Here is a 21,203-nt window from a genome sequence, read left to right on the forward strand (position 1 = left end):
CGCGCGGGCGCCCGGGGCGGGCCCCGTCGTGCGTGAGGTCGAGCGTGGTGTCAGCGGCCGGACTTCTTGCCCTTCTTGGCCTTGACCACCTTCAGGACGGCGACGTTCGAGGCGGTCGCCGCGGTGCGGTCGTCGCCCAGGTAGACGGCGCGCAGTCGGTGGGTGCCGACACCGAGCTTGCTCAGCCGCGCGGTGACCACCTGCAGCTCGCTGCCGCCGGGCAGCGGGAAGCGCTGGACCACCGTCGACCCGTCGAGCAGCGCGAGCTCACCGGACGGCGCGCCGCTGGCTGCGTACACCGCCAGCTTGACCACGGCGGTCGTGCCGCGGGTGACCTGCCGTGAGGCGGGCTTGAGCGCCGTGAGCGAGGCGAGCTTGTCGACCAGGTGGGCGCCGGTGGTGGCGGCTGCCCCGTCGTAGCCGGTGATGTCGGGCACGACCTTGACGGCGACCTCGCGGCCCGCGTCGGCGGCGGTGGTGGTGTAGGTGGAGGCAGTGGCGCCCGTGATCGGCACGCCGTCGCGCAACCACTGGAAGACGAACTCGATCTTCTGGGTCCACTCGCCGGGGTCGGCGGTGAGCAGACTGCCCACGCTCGCCCCGCCGACGACCTTCGGCGCCTCGACCATCTCCGGCCGACCGCCGAGCAACGCGGTCACGAACGAGCTGACGCTGCGGGTCGGGTCCAGACCGTCGAGCAGCCCGGTGGCGACCACCGAGATCTGTCGGCCGAGGTCGTTGCTGGTCAAGGAGTAGGTGAGCCCGGTGGCTCCCGCGATGGGCACGCCGTCGCGCAGCCACTGGAAGCTGGTGAGCACGTTCAGGACGTTCCACACCGGCGCGATCGCGCTCAGCGTGCTGCCGAGCTGCGGAACGCCGCTGATCGCGGTGGGCTTGGTGGCCACGGGCGATGCGCCCTGGGTGACCACGACGCCATTGGTCGGTACGACGAGCGAGAGCACGGTGCCGAGAAGGCCACCGAGCGCGTTGCCGGTGAACTGCGCCGTGATCGTGCGGCCGACGTCCTGGGCGGTCGAGAGGTAGGACAGCCCCGTCGCGCCCGGGATCGCGACGCCGTCGCGCAACCAGGTGACCGACGTCGTCACGCCGGTGAGCAGGTTCCACACCGGCGCCACCGCGGTCAGCACGTTGCCGACCTGCGGACTGCCGCCGAGCAGCGGGGCGGTGATGACCTCGAGGTTGAGGAGGCCGCCGAGCAGATCGGACTGCGCCGCATGCGTGGCGCGCGGCTGCGGGTCGGCGGCGAGGCTCGCCGGAGCCGCGACCGCGGTGCCGAGTGCGAGAGCGGACGTGATGGCGACGGCGCCGACGGCGCGCTGGGGAGACAGCATGCTCGGGCCATCGGCCGCCGACAGCACGACCTGAGGTCTCGTCGGTGATCGGTGGGAGGATCCCTCCGTGGACGTGCATCTCGCCCCGCGGCTTCGCGATGCCTTGCAGGCGGCCGACTTCACCTACGACGCTGTCGCCGATCTCTTGGGCACCCGCGCTCACGAGGCGCTGGCACGCAACGAGACGGTGCCCGGACGACGGCGCACGCGCGGCGGCACGCCGCTGGAGACCCTGGTGCGGCTCTTCCTGCTGCAGACCGCCGTCGACCTCGACGCCGCCGAGGCGGCCCTGCCCGGTCTCGTGGACCGGCTCGCCGTCGCCGGCCTGCTCGAGATGAGCGTGGGCGAGGTCGTCGCGCGACTCGACTGCCGGCCCTATGCCACCGACGACCAGCACCTGTGGGTCGTCAGCGACCTCACGCCCGGCCTCGACGGCGGCCCCGCGCGCGTGGGTCCCGACCACGTGCTCGGCATCAGCGCCGCGTCGTCCTCGCTGGCTCAGCTGACGTTGCGCGAGCCGGTCGGCACCGCGCTCGACCTCGGCACCGGGTGCGGCGTCCAGGCACTCCACCTGGCGCGGCACAGCGGGCGCGTGGTGGCGACCGACGTCAACGCGCGGGCCCTCGCGCTGGCGCGGTTCAACGCGGCGCTGAACGACGTCACCCACCGCGTGGAGGTGCGCGACGGCTCGTTCTTCGAGCCGGTGGCGGGCGAGCGATTCGACCTGATCGCGACCAACCCGCCGTTCGTGATCTCCCCGGCGACGGGCGAGAGGCTGGTCTACCGCGACTCCGGGCTGCCCGGCGATCGCGTCGTCGAGGACATCGTGTGCGCCGCGCCGCGCCACCTGAACCCCGGCGGCTGGTGCCAGATCCTCGGCAACTGGATCATCGAGCGCGACCGCCCGTGGGACGAGCGACTCGCCTCGTGGGTCGAGCCCGGCCACGATGCGCTCGTCGTCCAGCGCGAGGTCGTCGACCCCGCCTCCTACGTCGAACTGTGGCTCAAGGACGCCGGTCGTCACGGCGCCTCGGACTACCGCGAGCGGTACGAGACCTGGCTGTCGTGGTTCGACGAGCAGGGCATCGAGGCGATCGGATTCGGGTGGATCAACCTCCGCGCCACCGGTCACGAGCAGCCGCGGGTCGAGCTGATCGAGTGGCCCTACGACGTCGAGCAGCCCATCGCACCGGCCATCGCGGCGTGGGGTGAGGCGACGGAGGCGGTGCAGGCCGGCATCGACGGCGGTGCCTACCTGCACGCCCGTGAGGACGTCGTCCAGGAGACCTACGGAGCGATCGGCGTGGAGGATCCCGAGACCGTCGTCCTACGTCAGCAGCGCGGTTTCCGGCGCGCCCGCACCGCCGACACCGTGGTCGCCGCGCTCGTCGGAGCCTGCGACGGCGACCTCACCGTCGACCAGATCCTCGGCGCCCTCGCCGAGCTCCTCGACCTCGACGGCGACGCCGTCCGCGCCGAGTACCTGCCCGTCGTCCGCGAGCTTGTCGCCGACGGGTTCCTCTCCGACTGACGTCGGACTCGGCCGGAGCGACGCGGCAGGATCATCGCGACGTCGATAGCCTCACGACGTGGCGATCCCCGGCTGGTACCCCGACCCCGCAGGACAATCCGGCGCGTTCCGGTACTGGGACGGCGCCGTCTGGACCGCGGAGCTGACCGGCGATCCCACGAGCCCCCACCCCGGCGCTGCTGTCCCACCGACTCCGACCCCCACCCCGCCTCCGAGCCCGGTCGCTCCGCCGCTCGAGCACACCCAGCCGTTCGCGACCCAGTTCAGGCCCGACGACGCCGGCCACGCCGCGTCGGGCGACGGCGGCCGGTCCGTCGACGATCCGACGCCGACGACGGCGCTCCCGCCCGCACCGCCGACGTCGCCCTTCCCCCAGGCCGGCTATCAGCCCTCCGGCCAGTCCGCGGGGTTCGGCAACGCCGGACACGACCCGGGCGCGCCCGGGCAGCCCTGGCCACCGCAGTCCCCCTACGGAGTCCAGCCCTACGGAACGCCCCCGCCGGGCAGCCACCCGCGGCGCGCCCGCCCGGTGCTGTTCGTGCTCCTCGCGGCAGTCGTGGCCCTGGCGCTCGGCGTCGGCACCTTCTTCGTGGTGCGGGGGCTGATCGACGACGGGGAGACGGTCGGCACGTCGACACCCGCGCGACCCGGCCCCGACGGTGGTCCGGACGCCGGTCCGAGCCCGAGCGAGGACCCGGAGCCGAGCGACCCCGACCCGAGCACCGGGACGGACCCGGGGACCGGGCAACCGGCACCCACCCAACTGCAGTGCGCCGGAGGCCTCCCGCAGGCCGGCGTGATCGGGGAGCAAGGCCGCTTCCTGGTCGGCGGCGGGCTGCAGATGCCCGAGATCGCCGGCTTCGCCGCCGGTACGGGCCTGGACCAGGCCGCTGCCTTCACCTTCGCGGACGGCGTGGTCGCGCCCTCGCGCATCATCGAGCAGACCGAGACGTCGGGCTGGGTGGCCGTCTATGCGCTCGGGGGTCTCAAGCGCGCCAACGGGTTCGGCAACCCCCAGCAGGCCGCCGAGGCGGTGATGACCTGCATGGAGCAGTCGCCGGTCTTCTACGAGAACGTCAGCGGACGCACCGACGTGTCCTCGGAGGCGGTCGAGGTCGACGGCCGCCCCGCGTGGAGCGTGACCAGCGAGATCCGCGTCGACAACCCCGAGCTCAGCGTCGAGGGCGACCGGGTCGTGGTCACCGTGGTCGACGTCGGCGACCCGTTGTCCTTCGGGCTCTACGTCAGCGTGGTCCCGATCGGCGACGACGCCCTGATCGGTCAGCAGGCCGAGCAGCAGGGGCTCCTGCGGCTGGCCCGCTGACGCCGTCGGCGTCCGTCCGGGCCCTGTCGACGGGGCCTGGCGACTGATTCGCAGCTGCAGCACCGCTCCGTTCCGGCGTCGAGACCCCGGCCGCGGCCGTGCCCCACCGCAGAGCCACTGAGGACGATGCGGTCACGTGCACGCGCTACCGTTCCGCACTGAGCGCCCTGCGGTCGCCGTGTCGGCCGCGCTCACCGGGCGCTCATGGTGAGGAGTGAAGGTCCGTGTCGCACAAGTTGGTGATCGTCGAGTCCCCGGCGAAGGCCCGCACCATCGGCGGGTACCTCGGCGACGGCTACGTCGTGGAGTCGTCCATCGGCCACATCCGCGACCTGCCCAACAACGCGGCCGACACGCCGGCCAAGATCAAGGACAAGCCGTGGGGCCGCCTGGCGGTCGACGTCGAGAACGAGTTCACGCCCTACTACGTCGTGCCGCGCGACAAGAAGTCGCACATCTCCAAGCTCAAGGGCCTGCTCAAGGACGCCGACGAGCTCTTCCTCGCCACCGATGAGGACCGCGAGGGGGAGGCGATCGCCTGGCACCTCCTGGACGAGCTGAAGCCGAAGAACATCCCGGTCAAGCGGATGGTCTTCCACGAGATCACCAAGCAGGCGATCCTCGAGGCCGCCGAGAACCCGCGCGAGCTCGCGATGGATCTCGTCGAGGCCCAGGAGACCCGCCGCATCCTCGACCGCCTCTACGGCTACGAGGTCAGCCCGGTGCTGTGGAAGAAGGTCATGTCCGGCCTCTCCGCCGGCCGCGTGCAGTCGGTGGCCACGCGCCTGGTGGTCGATCGCGAGCGCGAGCGGATCAAGTTCAAGGTCGCCTCCTACTGGGATCTCGAGGGCACCTTCGACGCCGGCGCCAGCCACGACCCGCGGATGTTCCCGGCGAAGCTGTACTCCGTCGACGGCGTGCGCGTGGCGTCCGGTCGCAACTTCGGCCAGGACGGCCAGCTCACCTCGTCCGACGTCGTCCACCTCGACCGTCCGCGGGCCGAGGCTCTCGCCGTCGCGCTGGCCGACACCGACTTCGCCGTCCGCTCGGTGGAGTCCAAGCCCTACCGCCGTTCGCCGTACGCACCGTTCCGCACCACGACGATGCAGCAGGAGGCCAGCCGCAAGCTCGGCATGAGCGCCTCGGTGACGATGTCGGTCGCGCAGCGGCTGTACGAGAACGGCTACATCACCTACATGCGTACCGACTCGACCACGCTGTCGGACGGCGCGGTCTCGGCGGCTCGGTCGCAGGTGCGCGAGCTCTACGGCGCGGAGTACCTGCCGGACGCGCCGCGCACCTACGCCAGCAAGGTGAAGAACGCCCAGGAGGCGCACGAGGCGATCCGCCCGGCGGGTGAGTCGTTCCGCACTCCTGCCCAGACCGGCCTGACCGGCGACCAGTTCCGTCTCTACGAGCTGATCTGGATGCGCACGGTCGCCTCGCAGATGAAGGACGCGACCGGACAGTCGGTGTCCGTGCGTCTGGGAGGCGCCGCCGCCCCCGTCGCAGGGCGCAGCGAGGACGTCGTGTTCTCCGCGTCCGGCCGGGTGATCACCTTCCACGGCTTCCTGAAGGCCTACGTCGAGGGCACCGACGACGGCGGCGCCAAGGACGACCAGGAGACCCGGCTTCCCTCCCTCGCCGAGGGGGACGCCGTCGCGGCGGCGTCGGTCTCGGCCAACGGTCACGAGACCAAGCCGCCGGCCCGCTTCACCGAGGCGACGCTGATCAAGGAGCTGGAGGACCGCGAGATCGGCCGGCCCTCGACCTACGCCTCGATCATCGGCACCATCCTCAACCGCGGCTACGTCTACAAGAAGGGCACGGCGCTGGTGCCGGCCTGGCTGGCGTTCTCGGTGATCCGGCTGCTGGAGGAGCACTTCCCGCGACAGGTCTCCTACGAGTTCACCGCGCTGATGGAGGACGTCCTCGACGAGATCGCGGGCGGACGCAAGGACCGCGTCAGCGAGCTGCAGGAGTTCTACTACGGCTCGGACCGCGTGCAGGGCCTGCACACGCTCGTGACCGAGCTCGGCGACATCGACGCCCGCGAGCTGGCCACCTTCCCGGTCGGCGACCCGGAGCTGGGCATCAACCTGCGCGTCGGTCGGTACGGCCCCTACCTGGAGGGTCCCGACGACGAGGGGAACCCCGCCGGCAAGCGCGCCAACGTGCCCGACGACCTCCCGCCCGACGAGCTCACCGTGGAGAAGGCGACGGAGCTGTTCGCCAATCCTGCGGGCGAGGAGATCGAGCTCGGAGTGCACCCGGAGACCGGGCTGCGGGTGATCGCGAAGAACGGCCGCTTCGGTCCCTACGTGACCGAGGACCTTCCCGAGGACGCGAAGAAGAACGCCAAGCCGCGTACGGGCTCGCTCTTCAAGTCGATGTCGCTGGACACGATCACCCTCGAGGACGCCGTCAAGCTGCTGTCGTTGCCGCGCGTGGTCGGCGTCGACCCGAACGACGCCGAGGGCGTGGAGATCACTGCCCAGAACGGCCGCTACGGGCCGTACCTGAAGAAGGGCACCGATTCGCGGTCGTTGACCAGCGAGGACCAGCTCTTCACCGTCACCCTCGACGAGGCGTTGGCGATCTATGCCCAACCCAAGCAGCGCGGGCGTGCCGCCGCGGCTCCGCCGCTCAAGGAGCTCGGCAACGATCCCGTCTCGGGGCAGCCGGTCGTGGTGAAGTCGGGTCGCTTCGGCGAGTACGTCACCGACGGCGAGTACAACGCCACCCTGCGCAAGGACGACACCGTCGAGTCGATCACCCTCGAGCGTGCCGCGGAGCTGCTCGCCGAGCGTCGCGAGCGCGGTCCGGCGAAGAAGGCCGCGAAGAAGGCGGGCGCGAAGAAGACCGCCAAGAAGGCGACCAAGACCGCCGCGAAGAAGACCGCCGCGAAGAAGACGGCGAAGAAGGCTGCTGCCAAGAAGTCCTCGTAGTCAGACCCACCGACGACGCCGACACGCGACGACCCCGCCAGGGACGTCGGCGTGTCGGCTTTCTCGGTGCGTCCGACTACCCGCGGCTCAGTCGGAGGGAAGGTCGGCGAAGGTCTCCTTGACGCCGTTGTACCAACCGAGCGACTTCTTCGGGTGACGCCAGCGGCCCTTCATGTCGTTGCGTGCTGGCTCGTGCGCAGTGTCGCCGGCCTTCACCGCGTCCTTGAGGTGGCGGTCCTGAGCCTGGATCACCTCATCGGCGGTCTCGCCGCGGTGGGCGAGGTCGCAGGGGCCGCCGAGCTGCTGGCAGGTCATCGTCTTCATCGGTTCTCCTGGTGTGGGGGGTGGGTGCGGGTCACAACGCGCGCTCCGCCGTCGTCATGGTGATGACGATCCCCGCGATGAAAGTGTGACCACCATGGCCAGCCCCGATTCCCGTCCTACGCCGGACCCCGCTGCGTTCGAGGCCGAGCGCCCGCGTCTGACGCACCTGGCGACCCGGATGCTCGGCGACGCCGCCGAGGCCGAGGACGTCGTGCAGCGGGCCTGGCTGCGGTGGCACGACCACGCCGACGTCAGGGACGACGTCGCACCGATCGAGAATCTGCCGGGTTGGCTGACGACGGTCACGACCCGCCTCTGCCTCGACCGGCTCCGCCAGCGGGTCCCCGCGCCGATGGATCCCGCCGAGCACCCGGGGCTGACCGAGCCGGACCGGGGCGCCACGGCGCCGGTCGACCCGGCCGATGCGATCGCCCTGGCCGACACCGTCGGGTTGGCGTTGGAGGTCGTGCTCAGCCGGTTGAGCCCGGCCGAGCGGGTGGCGTTCGTGCTGCACGACAGCTTCGGGTTCGACTTCGCCACGATCGCCTCCGTGCTCGACACCAGCGACGCCGCGGCGCGCAAGCTCGCCTCCCGGGCGCGCGCCAAGATCGGGCAGCCGACGCCGGAGGACCGCCTCGCCGACTGGGAGATCGTCGACGCCTTCCTGGCGGCGGCACGGGAAGGGGACTTCGCCCGACTGCTCGACCTGCTCGCCCCCGACAGCGTGATCGGAGCCGATGCGGCCGCGGTCCTGATGGGCACGCCCGAACGCATCGAGGGACGCGACGAGGTCGCCGCCTTCTTCAACGGTGCGGCGAGTGCGGCATTCGCGTCGTTCGTGGACGGCCGGCCCGGCGCGGCGTGGATCAATCGTGGAGAGGCCAAGGTCGCCTTCGACTTCACCATCGTCGACGGACGCGTCGCGAGCATCGTCTTCCGCGCGGAGCCGGCACTGCTGGCGACGGTGCGCCGCCGCTGAACCCGCACTCAGCGTGGCTCCAGGCTCAGCCCGGCGTCGGAAGCGTGAGCACCTGAGACGCTCCGGTGGTGATGGTCACCGGCATCGGCACGGGGCCGCTGCGGTAGTTCGTCGATCCGCCCGCGACGACGAGCCGTACCCGGTGCCCGGTCTTGAACCGGTGCACGATGGCCGGGAGCCGGACCGTGAACCGATTCTGCGGATCCAGGACCCTCGCCGGCGCGACCAGGTTGCGGATGAGGGTCGTGGTGCCGTCGGGCGCGACGTCAAGCAGCTTGACGAACAGCGTGAGGCCGCCGACGGAGCCGGCGATGCCGGTCACCTCGGCCAGCGGGGCCGACACGCCGAGCCGCAGGGTGGGCACCCCGGCGACGACGAACGGCTCGGGCAGCGGGGCGGTCGTGAAGTCGAGCGCCGTGCCGGGCAGATCGAGCTCCGGGAGCGGCACGGGGACGGCGCCGCCGAAGACGTCGAGCGGGTCGAACGACGTCGGCGCGCCGGCGGGCGGCGTCAGGAGCGACCGGGAGACGGCGCGGGCGCTCGCCGTGTCCGGCACCAGGGCCGAGCCGGAGAGATAGAGCCTCGCCTGCGAGGGCAGGGGGTAGCGCGGCGCGGTGCCGTAGGCGGGACGGGCATTGCCGCGGTAGCGGACCCAGTCGCGGAAGTAGGTGAAGCCGGGACCGGTGGAGACGTCGAGGTCCTTCAGGTAGCGGTCGAACCACCCCTTGATGCGACCCGCGACGTACTGACGCCGCGTGTCGACTGCGAACTCGTCGATCTCACCCGGCGCGAAGTCGGCGGAGTGGCCGCCGTTGAACCAGATCATCTGGGTCGGCACGCCGCGCGATCGCAGCGCCTCGTAGGTCGCGACCGCCTCGTTGAGGTTGAAGAGCGTGTCGCCCTGCCCCTGCCCGAGCAGCGTGGGGATCCGGATCCGGTCGATGAAGCCGGCGACGGATCGCCGGTGCAGTCGACCCTGCGTCGTGGCGTCGATCGTGCCGGTGACACCGGCGAGGGCCAGGGAGCTGCAGACCCACGTCTCGAAGTTGGGACAGCCGATCAGGCGCGGCGTGTCCGCGGGCAGGTTGGTCAGGCCGGACGCGACCCCGGCGGCCACGAATCCCAGCGCCCAGTTGGTCTTGGGTGCGCCAGGCACTCCCGCGACGACACCCTGGCCGGCGACGTTGTTGGGGGCGAGGGAGTAGGAGAGGTCGTTCCAGGTGGCCAGCGGCACGATGGCGTCGATGCGGGGGTCCTCGGCGGCAGCCGCGAACTGGGCACCCCCGCCGTAGGAGCCACCCACCATGCCGACGCGGGGGTCGTTGACGCTGCGACGGCCGGTGTGGTCGCGCGTGTCGCGGCGGATCACCTGCAGCGCGGGGGCCGGGCGGGTCAGATCGGCGTCGAGGAAGGCCGCGCCGGTGGCGCCGCCGAGGTAGCTCACCAGCTGCTGGGCGGCGCGTCCGTCCCACAACGGGTCGTCGAGGTGGATGGCGCAGGAGGAGCCGCCGAAGCCGAGCCCGGAGTAGGCCAGCAGCGCGTAGCCCTGACGCGCGAACTCGCGCCCGTAGCCCGCCAGCCCGTCCTTCGACCCGCCGAACCCGTTGGTCGCCATGATCGCGGGCACCGGTCGCGTGCGCGACGCCGCGCGAGGGAGGTACAGGTCGGCGACGACCAGGCACGTGGTCGCGCGGTCGGGTCCCACCTCGACCCGGAACCACAGCGGCGTGACGGTGAACGGCTTGGCGGCGGCACGGGTCTGGGCCGCGCTCTGGCCCGGTGTCCGGCCCGGCGTCTGCGCGGCGCTCGCGGCGACGCCGTCGGGCAACGACGTCCCGATCAGGGCGGCGGCGAGACCTGACGCGAGCAGCATCACGGGACGACGGAGCAGGGTCGGCAGGTGTTTCACAGAGGTCTCAACGAACGGGAGTGTCGACGGTCACGTCCAGCCCGGGCGGGGCGACGGGTCGATGCCTCCGTTGCTCTCGCGCGCCCCGGACGGCCCCGGTCTGGCCGCTGTCGGCGTGGGCTCGTAGGTTCGACTCCGTGAGTACCTCCGGCCAGCCCGTCTACGCCGAGCGCGGGGTCTTCGTGTGCTTCGAGGGGGGCGACGGCTCCGGCAAGTCGACCCAGTCGCGCCGGCTCGCCGGCTGGCTGGCCCGCGAGGGCTTCCACGCGCGGCTCACGCACGAGCCCGGCGACACCCTCGTCGGCGCCGAGCTGCGCCGCATCGTGCTCAGCCCCGAGACCGGCGAGCTGTCCGACCGCACCGAGGCGCTGCTCTACATCGCGGACAAGGCCGAGCACGTCGACACCGTCGTGTGGCCCGCGCTGAACCGCGGCGAGGTCGTGATCACCGACCGCTACGTCGACTCCACGCTCGCCTACCAGGGCGCGGGCCGCATCCTCGACGTCGGCGAGGTCGAGGCCGTGGCCCGCTGGGCGACCGGCGACCTGCGGCCGCACCTGACCGTCGTCCTCGACCTCGAGCCGGAGGCGGGCCTGGGCAGGTTCGAGGGGCGCGATCGCATCGAGGGCGAGTCGCTGGAGTTCCATCAGCGCGTGCGGGATGCCTTCGTCGCGATGGCCGCTGCCGACCCCGAGCACTACCTCGTGCTCGACGCCCGGTCCGATATCGAGACCATCGAGACCGCGATCCGTGACGCCGTCCGACCGCTGCTGGCGCAGGCAGACCGATGAGTGTCGCAGCGGACGAGAGCGTCTTCTCCGACCTGATCGGCCAGTCCCACGCCGTCGCACTGCTGCGGCGCGCCGCCGCCGGCCAGGGCATGAGCCACGCGTGGCTGTTCACCGGTCCACCGGGCTCTGGACGGTCCAACGCCGCCGTCGCCTTCGCCGCCGCGCTGCAGTGCGCCACGCCTGCCGGCTCCGCCGAAGGTGGCGCGCCCGGGCCTGGATGCGGGCGTTGCCACGACTGCCGTACGGCCATGGCCGGCAGCCACGCCGACATAGCCCGCGTGCGCACCGAGAAGCTCTCGATCGGTGTCGACGAGGTCCGCGACCTGGTGCGGCGCTCGGCGCTGGCGCCGTCCGGACCACGCTGGCAGATCCTGATCGTCGAGGACGCCGACCGGCTCACCGAGCAGGCCTGCAACGCGCTGCTCAAGGCGATCGAGGAGCCCACGCCGCGCACGATCTGGATGCTCTGCGCGCCGAGCGTCGAAGACGTCCTACCGACGATCCGTTCGCGGTGTCGCCAGCTCACCCTGACCACACCGGCCGCCGAGCAGATCGCCGGCTACCTGGTGCGCCACGACGGCGTCGCGGCGGCGCTGGCCACCTACGCCGCCTACGCCAGCCAGGGCCACATCGGGCGAGCCAGGGCCCTGGCCCGCGACGAGTCGACCCGCAACCGCCGCCGCGAGATCGTCGCCGTGCCGGCGCGACTGCGCTCCCTGGGTGCGTGCATGCACGCCGCCACCCAACTCGCCGACATGGCGAAGGAGGAGGCGGACGCGATCACCACCGAGCTCGACGCGCGCGAGAAGTCCGAGCTCGACGCGGGCTACGGCGTCGTCGAACGGGGTCGCCGCCCCCGCGAGTATGCGCCGGCGCTCGCGGCCCTGGAACGTGCGCAGAAGACGCGCGCCAAGCGGCGCCAGCTCGACGTCGTCGACCGCGGGCTCATGGATCTCGTCTCGGTCTACCGCGACGCCATCGCCGTCGCGCTGGGTGCGCCGGGCCGGCTGATCAACGAGGAGGCGCGCGCCGACGTCGAGATGCTGGTCGAGAACTCCACCCCGGAGCTGAACCTGCGGCGGATCGAGGCGATCTTCGAGGCCAGAGAGCAGATGTTGGAGTTCAACGTGCCGATGGCTTTGGCGTTGGAAGCCATGATGGTCGCGCTGGTCGTGCCTCGCAGTTGAAGGAGTCCGTGTGATCGACGCCGTGGTCGAGCCGTGAAGCGACAGATGACGTGGATCGTCATCGGGGTGCTGGTGATGGCGCTCGGCGTCGGCGGCGGCACGCTCGCCGCGTTCGTCCTCACCGACGACGACGCCGGGCCGCGGGCCGACGATCGTGAGTCGATGCCGCAGGGCGCCGAGGCGACCGGCGATCCGGTGAACGTGCCGCGCCGACTCACCGGCTTCTACGACCAGCTCGTCGACTGGACTCCCTGCGACGCCGTCGAGTGCGGCACCCTCGAGGTACCGGTCGACTACACCGATCCGGACGGCGCAGTCGTCGCGATCGCCCTGAAGCGGCTGCCCGCCGCCGAGCCCGATGAGCGCGTCGGCACCCTGGTGGTCAACCCCGGTGGCCCGGGAGTCGGCGGCACGACCATGGTCGACCAGGCCGGCTCCTACTTCCCGCAGAACTTGCGCGACCACTACGACATCGTCGGATTCGATCCCCGCGGCACGGGCGCCTCCGACCCGATCGACTGCGTCTCCGACGACCAGCTCGACTCCTACCTGGCCGCCGACCCGGTTCCCGACTCGCCCGAGGAGCTCGCCGGGCTGATGGGCGAGATGCAGACGTTCTTCGCCGGCTGCGTCGCCAACAGCGACGCTCTGATCGGCCACGTCACCACGGTGGAGGTCGCGCGCGATCTCGACGTCCTGCGCGGGGCTCTGCGCGAGGACGCGCTGGACTACCTGGGTTTCTCCTACGGGACGACCCTCGGCTCGACCTACGCCTCGCTGTTCCCGGAGAACGTGGGCCGGTTCGTGCTCGACGGCGCGACGAACCCGAAGCTGGGCCGGGTGGAGGACTCGCTGAGTCAGGCCGCCGGGTTCCAGCGGGCGCTGGAGTCCTACGTCCAGCACTGCGTGGACGGCGGTGGGTGCTTCCTCGGCGACGACGTCGAGTCCGGTCTCGCCACCATCAGCGGCCTCCTCGACGGGCTCACGACCCAGCCGCTCTCGACCATGCTCGGGCGCGAGCTCACCGTCGGCAACGCCTTCTACGGCATCGTCGCGCCGCTCTACAACGAGAAGAACTGGGTCTATCTCGACCAGGGTCTGCGCACGGCGATCGGCGGGGACGGCACTGTGCTGCTGACCCTCGCGGACTCCTACTCCCAGCGCGACACCTTCTCCGGTGGCTTCCAGAGCAACCTGATCGAGGCCAACATCGCGATCAGCTGCCTCGACGACCCGACGTCGGTGCAGCCCGATGAGATCGCGGATCTCCTCCCGCGCTTCGACGATGCGTCGCCGACCTTCGGTCGGGTCTTCGCCTGGGGCCTGCTCGGGTGCGCCGGCATCGAGGTCGCGGCCACGGAGGAGGCCCCGGCGATCAAGGCGGCCGGCGCCGCGCCGATCCTGGTCATCGGCACCACCCGCGACCCCGCCACGCCCTACGAGGAGGCCGTGGCCCTGGCACAGCAGCTCGACTCCGGGGTCCTCCTCAGCCGCGACGGCGACGGTCACACCGCCTACAACCAGGGCAACCCCTGCATCGACGCGGCCGTCGAGGCATTCCTGATCGACGACGTGGTGCCCGACGACGGCACGGAGTGCTGACGTAGGACGACGGCCGAGGGTCTCGAAACCCCGTTCCTCCGGTGGTCGAGCCTGTCGAGACCGTCACCCCATCTCGGCACGCTCGATGACCCACCCGGTGGTCGAGCCTGTCGAGACCCTCACCCCATCTCGACACGCTCGATGACCGACCCGGTGGTCGAGCCTGTCGAGACCCTCACCCCATCTCGGCACGCTCGATGACCGACCCGGTGGTCGAGCCTGTCGAGACCGTCACCCCATCTCGGCACGCTCGATGACCGACCCGGTGGTCGAGCCTGTCGAGACCGTCACCCCATCTCGGCACGCTCGATGACCGACCCGGTGGTCGAGCCTGTCGAGACCCTCACCCCATCTCGGCACGCTCGATGACCGACCCGGTGGTCGAGCCTGTCGAGACCCTCACCACCGGTGGTCGAGCGTGTCGGTTCCTCCGTCACTCGGACTGCGCTCGGATCAGACCACGCGGCCGAACCAGCGGATGGAGAGACCGGCAGCGAGGAGTCCCAGCAGCAGGGCGACCGCGACGGCGTAGGAGGTGACGTCGCGCGGCTCGGTGCGGAAGCCGATGGCGGACTGGATGTCGCCGTAGACCTCCTTCAGCTCCGATGCCGACTCCGCCGCGTAGCTCTCGCCACCGGTGGCGGAGGCGAAGGAGTCCAGCGACGCCTCGTCGACGGGCACGGGCACGAGCTGGCCCTCCACCATCACGGTGCCGTCGGGCGTGCCGTAGGCGATCGTGGAGACCGGCACGCCGTCCTCCACGGCCGCGGTGGCGGCCTGGTCGAGGCTGCTGCCGACGGTGTTGGTGCCGTCGCTGAGCAGCACGACGTGCGCGGGCACCTGCTCCTGGTCCTCGGCGCCGGACTCCGGTGTGCTCTCGGCGGCGATCGCCTCGATCTGCGCGAGCGAGGTGAGGACGCCGTCGCCGATGGCGGTTCCCTCGGCGAGCTGCAGCCGGTCGAGCGCGTCGATCGCGCCGGCGTGATCGGTGCTCGGCTTGGCGAGCACCGTGGCCGAGCCGGCGAACTCGACGACACCGACGTTGAAGCCCCCCGGCAGCCCCTCGATGAAGCTCTTCGCCGCGGCGCGTGCCGCAGTCAGCCGGTCGGGCTCCACATCGGTGGCCTGCATCGAGAGCGAGACGTCGACGACCACCATCACCGTCGCGCGCTCGCGCGGCACCTGCCGGTCGACCTGGGGGTGGGCGGCCGCGACGCACATCGTGACGAACGTCAGCGCGAGCAGCAGTGGCGGCAGGTGGCGGCGCCACTGCGGACGCTCCGCCACCAGCCGGTCGAGCATCGGCAGCGTCGCGAACGTGACGGCGTACCGCCCGCTGCGGCGGCGCTGCAGCAGGTACAGCAGGGCCAGCACCGCCACCGGGACGAGCAGCCACAGCCAGGACGGCTCGGCGAGTCTCATCGCGTCCCCGGGGTGATCGACGGCGCGGTCCGTGCGTTCGGCCGGACGGCGGCGCGGTGCAGGTGGCGCGCGAGGTCGCGCACCCAGTCGCGGTCGGTGCGCAGGGTGACGTGCTGGGCGCGAGCCGCGCGCACGGCCGCCGCGGTCGCCGACCGGTGCTCGGCTGCCGCAGCGGCGTAGCGCTCGCGCAGGCGCCGGTCAGAGGTCGCGACCTCGCGACGACGTCCGCTCTCGGGGTCGCGCAGGGTGAGCACCCCGACGTCGGGCAGCTCGAGCTCGCGAGGGTCGACGACCTCGACGAGGAGGACCTCGTGGCGCGCGGCGAGTCGGCGCAGGGGAACCTCCCAGGCGAAGGGACGATCGGTCCTCCCGTCGGCCTCGACGAGGTCGCTGACGACGACGCGGACGCCGGGTCGCGGGTGGCGGGCCGCCAGCTCGCGGATCGCGCGGGCCAGGTCGGGAGCCTCTGCACGTGGTGGGGCGGGGGTCGGGGCGTCGCCGCCCCGTCGACGCAGTGCGCGTTGGGCCGCAGCGCGGCAGGGGAGCGGTGCCTCCCAGCGCACCCCGCCGGCGGTGAGGTAGCCGGCGCCGAGCCGGTTGCCGGGGCCTTGGGTGAGGAGCCCGATCGCCGCCGCCGCCCCCGCCGCGAGGTCGCGCTTCTCCAGCGCCGCGGTGCCGAAGGCCATCGACGGGCTGTCGTCGACCAGCACCCAGGCCTCGAGCTCGTGGGTGGCCTGGGGGCGCCACACGTGCGGTTCGCCGACGCGCGCGGTGACGTTCCAGTCCATCCGGCGGACGTCGTGCTCACCGGGGCGGTAGCGCACGATCTCCTCCGGGTCGGTGCCCGACCCGAGCGTCAGGCCGGCCTGCTCACCGTGCAGGCGTCCGGGCAGACGACGTCGGACGGCGAGGTCGAGGGTCGCGAACACCGTCTCCGGATCGGTGCTGCCCAGAGGTACTGGCTGGGGCACCGGGCCCGTCGGGCCCACGCGGACTGCTCTCGGGTGGCCACGTGCGGCTGGGGGACCGCGCGCAGCACGTCGGCGACGACGGCGCGGGGGTCGGCGCCGTCCGCGACGGCGTCGAAGGTGAGCAGGAGCCGGTGACTCATCACGTCGCCGGCGATCTCGGCGACGTCGGAGGGCAGGACGTAGGAGCGGCCGCGCAGCAAGGCGAGCGCCCGGCCGGCCGCGAGCATGCCGAGCGAGGCACGCGGACTGACACCGAGCTCGATGACGCCGGCCAGGTGCGGCAGGCCGTAGCGGGCGGGATCGCGGGTCGCGACGGTCAGGTTCACCAGGTACGACATCACCGAGTGGTGCACGAACACGCGGTCGGCGACGCCTTGCAGGGTGACGACGTCCTCCGGCGTGAGCAGTCGCTGCGCCCGCGGCGGGTCGACCGACATCCGGTGCAGGATCTCGAACTCCTCCTGCCCGGTCGGGTAGGGCACGTCCACCTTCAGCAGGAAGCGGTCGCGCTGAGCCTCAGGCAGCCGGTAGACGCCCTCGGACTCGACCGGGTTCTGGGTGGCGAGTACCAGGAACGGGTCGGGCAGTCGGTGGCTGGTGCCGGCGATGCTGACCTGCTTCTCCGCCATCGCCTCGAGCAGCGCGGACTGCACCTTGGCGGGCGCACGGTTGATCTCGTCGGCGAGCACGAGGTTGGCGAAGATCGGGCCGCGCTCGACCTCGAACGACTCGTGGCTGGCTCGCCAGACCCGGGTGCCGGTGATGTCGCCGGGCATCAGGTCGGGGGTGAACTGCAGCCGCGCGAAGCTGCCGCCCACGACGTCGGCGAGCGTGCGCACGGCCAGCGTCTTCGCCACACCGGGCACGCCCTCGAGCAGCAGGTGACCGCGCGCCAGCAGGCCGACCAGCATCCGCTCGACCATCGCGTCCTGGCCGACGACGACCTTCTTGACCTCGATGAGCGCCCGCTCCAGCACCTGGGCCGCCTCGGCGATCCGCGCCTCGGCGGCGACGGCGTCCTCGGGCGCGTCGGTGCCGACGACGTCGGACGCGGCAGCGGGCGGGGACGAGTCGTGCGTCATGGCGTCCACAGTGGCAGAAGATGCCCAACGCAGGCTGAGAGCGGAGCAAGATCCGTGGGCCGCCGCGGCCGGAGGGTCAGCGGCCCTCGCGGGGGATCGCCATCCAGTCCGACCAGGTCAGGTCGCGTCCGACGTACCGCGGCGCCTTCAAGGGCCAGACGTCGCTGATCCATCGTGGGACGAAGGCATCCAGCGCGGCCTCGACGTCGGTGCCCAGGTACTCCTCGCGCACCCACCAGGAGATGTCGGCGTCCGCGCCGGCCTTGTCGGTCGGATCGATGTACACGCACCCGATCAACTCGGTCTCGTCGGCGTCGAAGAGGGCGTAGTTGAAGGAGAGGTGGGCCTGCGCCTCGTCCCAGTGGTGCTGCAGGTCGGCGCGGTCCTGGTCGGCTGTCATCGACGCGGGCGGCCACCCCCAGGCAGCCCCGTAGATCGACCACAGCCGCTCCCGCGATCCCATCACGGCGGGCATGTCGAGGTCGGTGTCGTCGGGATGGATCGGGCGCAGGTGGTGGCCGGTCGGAAGTGGGACGACGGTGGGGTGCCGCCAGTCGGCGGGTAGCCAGGGGTGGGTCGTCATGGTGGTCCTCCTGAGAGTGAGCGGTCGATGCGGCGACCTTCGGGGCACCGGCTTGCGGCCGGCTGAACGGACCGACCGTGTGCGCACAGCATCGGCCACAAGCGGCCCGCAACCGAGCCGCAAGGACGTGCGCCGACGGTGTCGCCATGTCCACGACAACCCTGTATCGACTCAGTGCCTGGTGCCTCATCGGCTCCTTCGTCCTCAGCCTGGCCGGCGGCCTCGCCCACCCGGTCGTCGACGGCGACGCCCACTCGGTGGATTCGCTGCTCGCTGGCCGCACCCCCGGTGCCCAGTACCTGATCTACGCCGGCGCCGTTCTCCTCATGCTCGGCCTGCCCGGTGGCTACCTCTTCCTGCGCGACCGGGTCGGCAGGCTCGGCTTCGTCGGCTTCGCGGGCTACATGCTCGGCAACGCGCTCAGCGCGATGTCGCACCTCGTGGTCGAGGGCTTCGTCGCCCCGACCGTGGCCGCCGACCCCGACGGTCGACACCTGATCGGCGAGAACAGCGAGATCATCGACGCGACTCCGTTCGTGACCCTGCAGGTCGTCGGGGGTCTGGTGTTCGTCCTCAGCATGATCCTGATCGCGATCGCCCTTCTTCGCGCGCCGGGTTTCCCCCGTCCGGTCGCCGCACTGCTCCTCCTGGGCGCCCTGGCGCTGATGACGCCGATCCCCGAGCACGCCGTGCTCAGCGGCGTCCTCGTCGAGGTGCCCCGAGGTCTCACCGTCGCGACCCTCGGCCTCCTGATCCTGCGCCGGGCGCGCCCGGGCGAGACGGCACCCGACTCCCTCGCCTCCACCGACCCCACGGCCGTCCGGTCGTCCTGAAAGGAGCTCTCCCCATGAGGATCCGCACCAACCGTCGCTCGTCCCCACCCGTCCGCACTCCGCGGACCCCGGCTCTGACCCTCCTGCTGGTCGCTGGGCTGACCGGCGCTCTGGCGCCGGCGCTCGGTTTCACGCCGTCGGCCCACGCCGCAACCACCCCGAACGTGCCGGCTCCGACGTCGTGGGAGGAGGGCTCCCACGACGAGGACCAGATCGTCGACTGCATCACGAGCGGGCCCTCGACCGGCGTCAGCGCGAACGTCGGGTGGGCGCCCGTGGGCAACCGCGTCCCGCGCGTCGGTGAACCCTTCTACGTCCGCCTGTACGCGGGCCTCGTCGGGCTGCCGTGCAGCGGCAAGGTCGCCGTCGTGCCGGAGATCCTGCGTCCGGCGGGCGTCGAGTTCGCCGACGAGGTGCCCGGGTACCCGGTGCGTTGGTCGCTGACGCGGAGCGGCGAGACCCCGCGGCTGCGCACCGGCGGACTCGGCTACCACCTCGGAGTGAACGGGGGCGTGACCGTCGAAGCGCCGGGCGACGAGGCGTGGGTGCTGCGTCAGGGCGACGTGTTGGAGGTGCAGGTCCCGGTCGTGGCCGAGCGCGGTCTCAAGGGCCCCGCCACCCAGCGACCCGAGTGCCAGAGCCGGCGCGAGGGCACGCGACCGTGCCCGGTCGCGCAGGCGGGCGACCACCTGCAGGTCGCCTTCACCGTCGGGGGGCACGGCGGTACCAAGTCCTACGTGACGCCGTACGTCGCTCTGTTCGCCGACGGCGCAGGGACGCCGGGGCCGGGCACGCCGGGCGCTGCGCCGTCGCGGGTGAAGGCCACCTATGTCGCCCGTTCGACCGGCTCGGGCTCGGCCACGGTCGTCGTGTCGAGCTCCGCGCCCGCCGTCGGTGCGCTGACCGTGCGCGACGGTGCCCGCGTCATCGCCCGCGGCCGCGTGGAGCGCGCCGACCAGGGCCGGGTCCGTCTGCGCCTCCCCCGCCTGACGCCGGGCGTGCATCGCCTCTCGACTCGTTTCGAAGGCTCGCGCAGCGTGGCGCCGTCCACCTCGCCGATCACCCGGGTCACGGTGCGGGGATCGAAGACGGCGAGCGCCCCTCGGCTGCTCGGTGCCTCTGCTCCGGTGGAGTACCAGCGTGTGCACACCGTGTCGGGCTGGGGCGGGTTCGCCGACGGCCAGCTGCGGACGCCGCGATGGCTTCGCGCCCATGACGTCGCCGCCATCGCCGCGGGCGACGACCACTCGCTCGCCCTCACCCACGACGCCGGGTCGCCGGCTGGGGTTGGAACGGCGAGGGACAGGCCCAGCCGCCCGCCGACCTCCAGGACGGCAGCAGCCCGGTCGGCGTGATCGACGCCGGTCCGTGGCACTCCTTGGCGGTGCTCGCCGACGGCAGCGTGCGCGCGTGGGGCGCGGGCGGGGAGACCGATGAGGGGCAGGCCGACGTGCCGGCCGCGTTCACCGGGCCGAACCCGCAACGACCGGTCGTCGATGTGGCAGCCGGGTTCTACCACTCCGTCGCGCTCACCCGTGACGCTCGCGTCGTCACCTGGGGCGCGGAGCAGAACTTCGGTGACGTCGACGAGGGGCAGCTCGACGTGCCCGATCCGCTGGAGGACGGGACTCGCCACGCGATCGACGTCGCGGCCGGTGGGCGGCACACGCTCGCCCTCGACAGCACCGGTCGGGTCTGGGCGTGGGGAAGCGACGACCAGGGACAGGTGAGTCTGCCCGCTGAGCTCGACGGCACCCGGGCGGTGGCCGTGGCCGCCTACCACGCCGTCTCGATGGCACTGCTCGACGATGGCCGCGTGATCGCGTGGGGCGACGACGGCACGGGCACGGTCTCGTTGCCGCCCGAGCTGACCGGACAGCGGATCCTCGCGATCGACGTCGGCGCCGAGATCGCGGTGGCGCTCACGGCGTCCGGTCGCGTCATCAGCTGGGGTGACAGCGCCACACCCGTCCCCGCCGCGATCGCCCGGCACGCGCCGTTCCGTACGGTCGCGGCCGGCGGACGTCACGTCCTGGTCGTGCACCGGGCGCCCAAGACGCCGACGTCGGTGCGGGTGCTGACGCCACGGCAGGTGCGCGCCGACCGGCCGGTCCGCGTCGGGGTGCGCGTGGCAGGTGTCGAGTCCGGCACGGTCATGCTGACCGACGGCGGACGGCAGGTGGCCGTGGTGCGTCTGGAACGCGCGGGCACCGACGTCGCCACCGGCACGGCACGCCTGAGCGGCCTGAAGGCCGGTCGTCACACGCTCGTGGCCACCTTCGCAGGGACGGCGACCGCCGCCTCGGCCTCCTCGCCGGTGCGGATCGTGAAGGTGAGGGCCGGTCGCGGCTGACCGGCTCGGGGA

General features: G+C 72.2%; 17 protein-coding genes. 10 read left to right on the forward strand and 7 right to left on the reverse strand.

Features of this window, described 5'->3' with window-relative positions; translation table 11 throughout:
- Positions 1 to 50: 50 nt before the first annotated feature.
- Positions 51 to 1,352, reverse strand: coding sequence for an Ig-like domain repeat protein (locus tag KSO97_RS15195; protein WP_232680345.1), 1,302 nt, complete (start codon positions 1,350 to 1,352; stop codon positions 51 to 53).
- Positions 1,353 to 1,419: 67 nt separating this feature from the next.
- Here KSO97_RS15195 and KSO97_RS15200 point away from each other — a divergent pair, with 67 nt between their 5' ends.
- From KSO97_RS15200 to topA, 3 genes are all read left to right on the forward strand, one after another.
- Positions 1,420 to 2,883 carry a methyltransferase gene (locus KSO97_RS15200; protein ID WP_308188322.1) on the forward strand — a complete coding sequence of 488 codons (1,464 nt, stop codon included), beginning with the start codon at positions 1,420 to 1,422 and terminating at the stop codon, positions 2,881 to 2,883.
- Between the two features lie 58 nt (positions 2,884 to 2,941).
- A complete protein-coding gene (locus KSO97_RS15205; protein ID WP_232680347.1) occupies positions 2,942 to 4,207 on the forward strand; it encodes a DUF2510 domain-containing protein in 1,266 nt (421 codons plus the stop codon).
- A gap of 224 nt (positions 4,208 to 4,431) precedes the next feature.
- On the forward strand, positions 4,432 to 7,155 hold the full coding sequence (gene topA, locus KSO97_RS15210; protein WP_232680349.1) for a type I DNA topoisomerase: 2,724 nt from the start codon (positions 4,432 to 4,434) through the stop codon (positions 7,153 to 7,155).
- A gap of 87 nt (positions 7,156 to 7,242) precedes the next feature.
- Here topA and KSO97_RS15215 read toward each other — a convergent pair whose 3' ends face one another.
- The gene (locus KSO97_RS15215; RefSeq protein WP_232680350.1) at positions 7,243 to 7,479 is read right to left on the reverse strand and encodes a hypothetical protein; all 237 of its coding nucleotides are present in this window, start codon (positions 7,477 to 7,479) and stop codon (positions 7,243 to 7,245) included.
- A 94-nt stretch (positions 7,480 to 7,573) separates the two neighbouring features.
- Between KSO97_RS15215 and KSO97_RS15220 the strand changes: the two genes are divergently transcribed.
- Positions 7,574 to 8,458, forward strand: a complete 885-nt coding sequence (locus KSO97_RS15220) for a sigma-70 family RNA polymerase sigma factor (RefSeq protein WP_232680352.1) — start codon at positions 7,574 to 7,576, stop codon at positions 8,456 to 8,458.
- Between the two features lie 25 nt (positions 8,459 to 8,483).
- Here the strand turns inward: KSO97_RS15220 and KSO97_RS15225 are convergent, their stop codons facing one another.
- Positions 8,484 to 10,367 (reverse strand): CocE/NonD family hydrolase, encoded by a 1,884-nt coding sequence (locus KSO97_RS15225; protein WP_232680354.1) that lies wholly within the window; start codon positions 10,365 to 10,367, stop codon positions 8,484 to 8,486.
- Positions 10,368 to 10,504: 137 nt separating this feature from the next.
- Here KSO97_RS15225 and tmk point away from each other — a divergent pair, with 137 nt between their 5' ends.
- From tmk to KSO97_RS15240, 3 genes are read left to right on the forward strand one after another with little or no spacing between them, the layout of a single operon-like run.
- Entirely contained in the window at positions 10,505 to 11,158 is a 654-nt protein-coding gene (gene tmk, locus KSO97_RS15230; RefSeq protein WP_232680356.1) for a dTMP kinase, read from the forward strand.
- Positions 11,155 to 12,345, forward strand: a complete 1,191-nt coding sequence (locus tag KSO97_RS15235) for a DNA polymerase III subunit delta' (protein WP_232680358.1) — start codon at positions 11,155 to 11,157, stop codon at positions 12,343 to 12,345. The genes tmk and KSO97_RS15235 overlap by 4 nt, the downstream gene beginning before the upstream one ends.
- Before the next feature lie 45 nt (positions 12,346 to 12,390).
- A complete protein-coding gene (locus tag KSO97_RS15240; RefSeq protein ID WP_232680360.1) occupies positions 12,391 to 13,947 on the forward strand; it encodes an alpha/beta hydrolase in 1,557 nt (518 codons plus the stop codon).
- 453 nt (positions 13,948 to 14,400) lie between these two features.
- Here the strand turns inward: KSO97_RS15240 and KSO97_RS15245 are convergent, their stop codons facing one another.
- From KSO97_RS15245 to KSO97_RS15260, 4 genes are all read right to left on the reverse strand, one after another.
- Positions 14,401 to 15,369 carry a VWA domain-containing protein gene (locus KSO97_RS15245; RefSeq protein WP_232680363.1) on the reverse strand — a complete coding sequence of 323 codons (969 nt, stop codon included), beginning with the start codon at positions 15,367 to 15,369 and terminating at the stop codon, positions 14,401 to 14,403.
- Positions 15,366 to 16,298: a DUF58 domain-containing protein gene (locus KSO97_RS15250; RefSeq protein WP_232680365.1), complete on the reverse strand. Its 933-nt coding sequence runs from the start codon at positions 16,296 to 16,298 to the stop codon at positions 15,366 to 15,368. Before KSO97_RS15250 ends, KSO97_RS15245 begins: the two co-directional genes overlap by 4 nt.
- Positions 16,226 to 17,422 carry a MoxR family ATPase gene (locus KSO97_RS15255; protein ID WP_232680367.1) on the reverse strand — a complete coding sequence of 399 codons (1,197 nt, stop codon included), beginning with the start codon at positions 17,420 to 17,422 and terminating at the stop codon, positions 16,226 to 16,228. Before KSO97_RS15255 ends, KSO97_RS15250 begins: the two co-directional genes overlap by 73 nt.
- A gap of 76 nt (positions 17,423 to 17,498) precedes the next feature.
- Positions 17,499 to 18,005 carry a GNAT family N-acetyltransferase gene (locus KSO97_RS15260; RefSeq protein ID WP_232680369.1) on the reverse strand — a complete coding sequence of 169 codons (507 nt, stop codon included), beginning with the start codon at positions 18,003 to 18,005 and terminating at the stop codon, positions 17,499 to 17,501.
- A gap of 146 nt (positions 18,006 to 18,151) precedes the next feature.
- Here KSO97_RS15260 and KSO97_RS15265 point away from each other — a divergent pair, with 146 nt between their 5' ends.
- The 3 genes from KSO97_RS15265 to KSO97_RS15275 are packed head-to-tail and all read left to right on the forward strand — an operon-like array spanning position 18,152 to position 21,191.
- A complete protein-coding gene (locus KSO97_RS15265; RefSeq protein WP_232680370.1) occupies positions 18,152 to 18,838 on the forward strand; it encodes a hypothetical protein in 687 nt (228 codons plus the stop codon).
- Between the two features lie 14 nt (positions 18,839 to 18,852).
- A complete protein-coding gene (locus tag KSO97_RS15270; RefSeq protein WP_232680372.1) occupies positions 18,853 to 20,193 on the forward strand; it encodes an Ig-like domain-containing protein in 1,341 nt (446 codons plus the stop codon).
- On the forward strand, positions 20,190 to 21,191 hold the full coding sequence (locus KSO97_RS15275; RefSeq protein ID WP_232680374.1) for a hypothetical protein: 1,002 nt from the start codon (positions 20,190 to 20,192) through the stop codon (positions 21,189 to 21,191). The genes KSO97_RS15270 and KSO97_RS15275 overlap by 4 nt, the downstream gene beginning before the upstream one ends.
- The last annotated feature ends 12 nt before the right edge of the window (positions 21,192 to 21,203 follow it).

It is taken from the genome of Nocardioides sp. R-C-SC26 (assembly GCF_021246465.1).
Lineage (GTDB): Bacteria > Actinomycetota > Actinomycetes > Propionibacteriales > Nocardioidaceae > Nocardioides.

Coding starts and splice junctions, on each gene's coding strand:
- KSO97_RS15195 (WP_232680345.1), bottom strand. CDS start 1,352: ATGCTGTCTCCCCAGCGCGCCGTCGGCGCCGTCGCCATCACGTCCGCT.
- KSO97_RS15270 (WP_232680372.1), top strand. CDS start 18,853: ATGAGGATCCGCACCAACCGTCGCTCGTCCCCACCCGTCCGCACTCCG.
- KSO97_RS15260 (WP_232680369.1), bottom strand. CDS start 18,005: ATGACGACCCACCCCTGGCTACCCGCCGACTGGCGGCACCCCACCGTC.
- KSO97_RS15215 (WP_232680350.1), bottom strand. CDS start 7,479: ATGAAGACGATGACCTGCCAGCAGCTCGGCGGCCCCTGCGACCTCGCC.
- KSO97_RS15235 (WP_232680358.1), top strand. CDS start 11,155: ATGAGTGTCGCAGCGGACGAGAGCGTCTTCTCCGACCTGATCGGCCAG.
- KSO97_RS15220 (WP_232680352.1), top strand. CDS start 7,574: ATGGCCAGCCCCGATTCCCGTCCTACGCCGGACCCCGCTGCGTTCGAG.
- KSO97_RS15240 (WP_232680360.1), top strand. CDS start 12,391: ATGACGTGGATCGTCATCGGGGTGCTGGTGATGGCGCTCGGCGTCGGC.
- KSO97_RS15245 (WP_232680363.1), bottom strand. CDS start 15,369: ATGAGACTCGCCGAGCCGTCCTGGCTGTGGCTGCTCGTCCCGGTGGCG.
- KSO97_RS15255 (WP_232680367.1), bottom strand. CDS start 17,422: ATGACGCACGACTCGTCCCCGCCCGCTGCCGCGTCCGACGTCGTCGGC.
- KSO97_RS15265 (WP_232680370.1), top strand. CDS start 18,152: ATGTCCACGACAACCCTGTATCGACTCAGTGCCTGGTGCCTCATCGGC.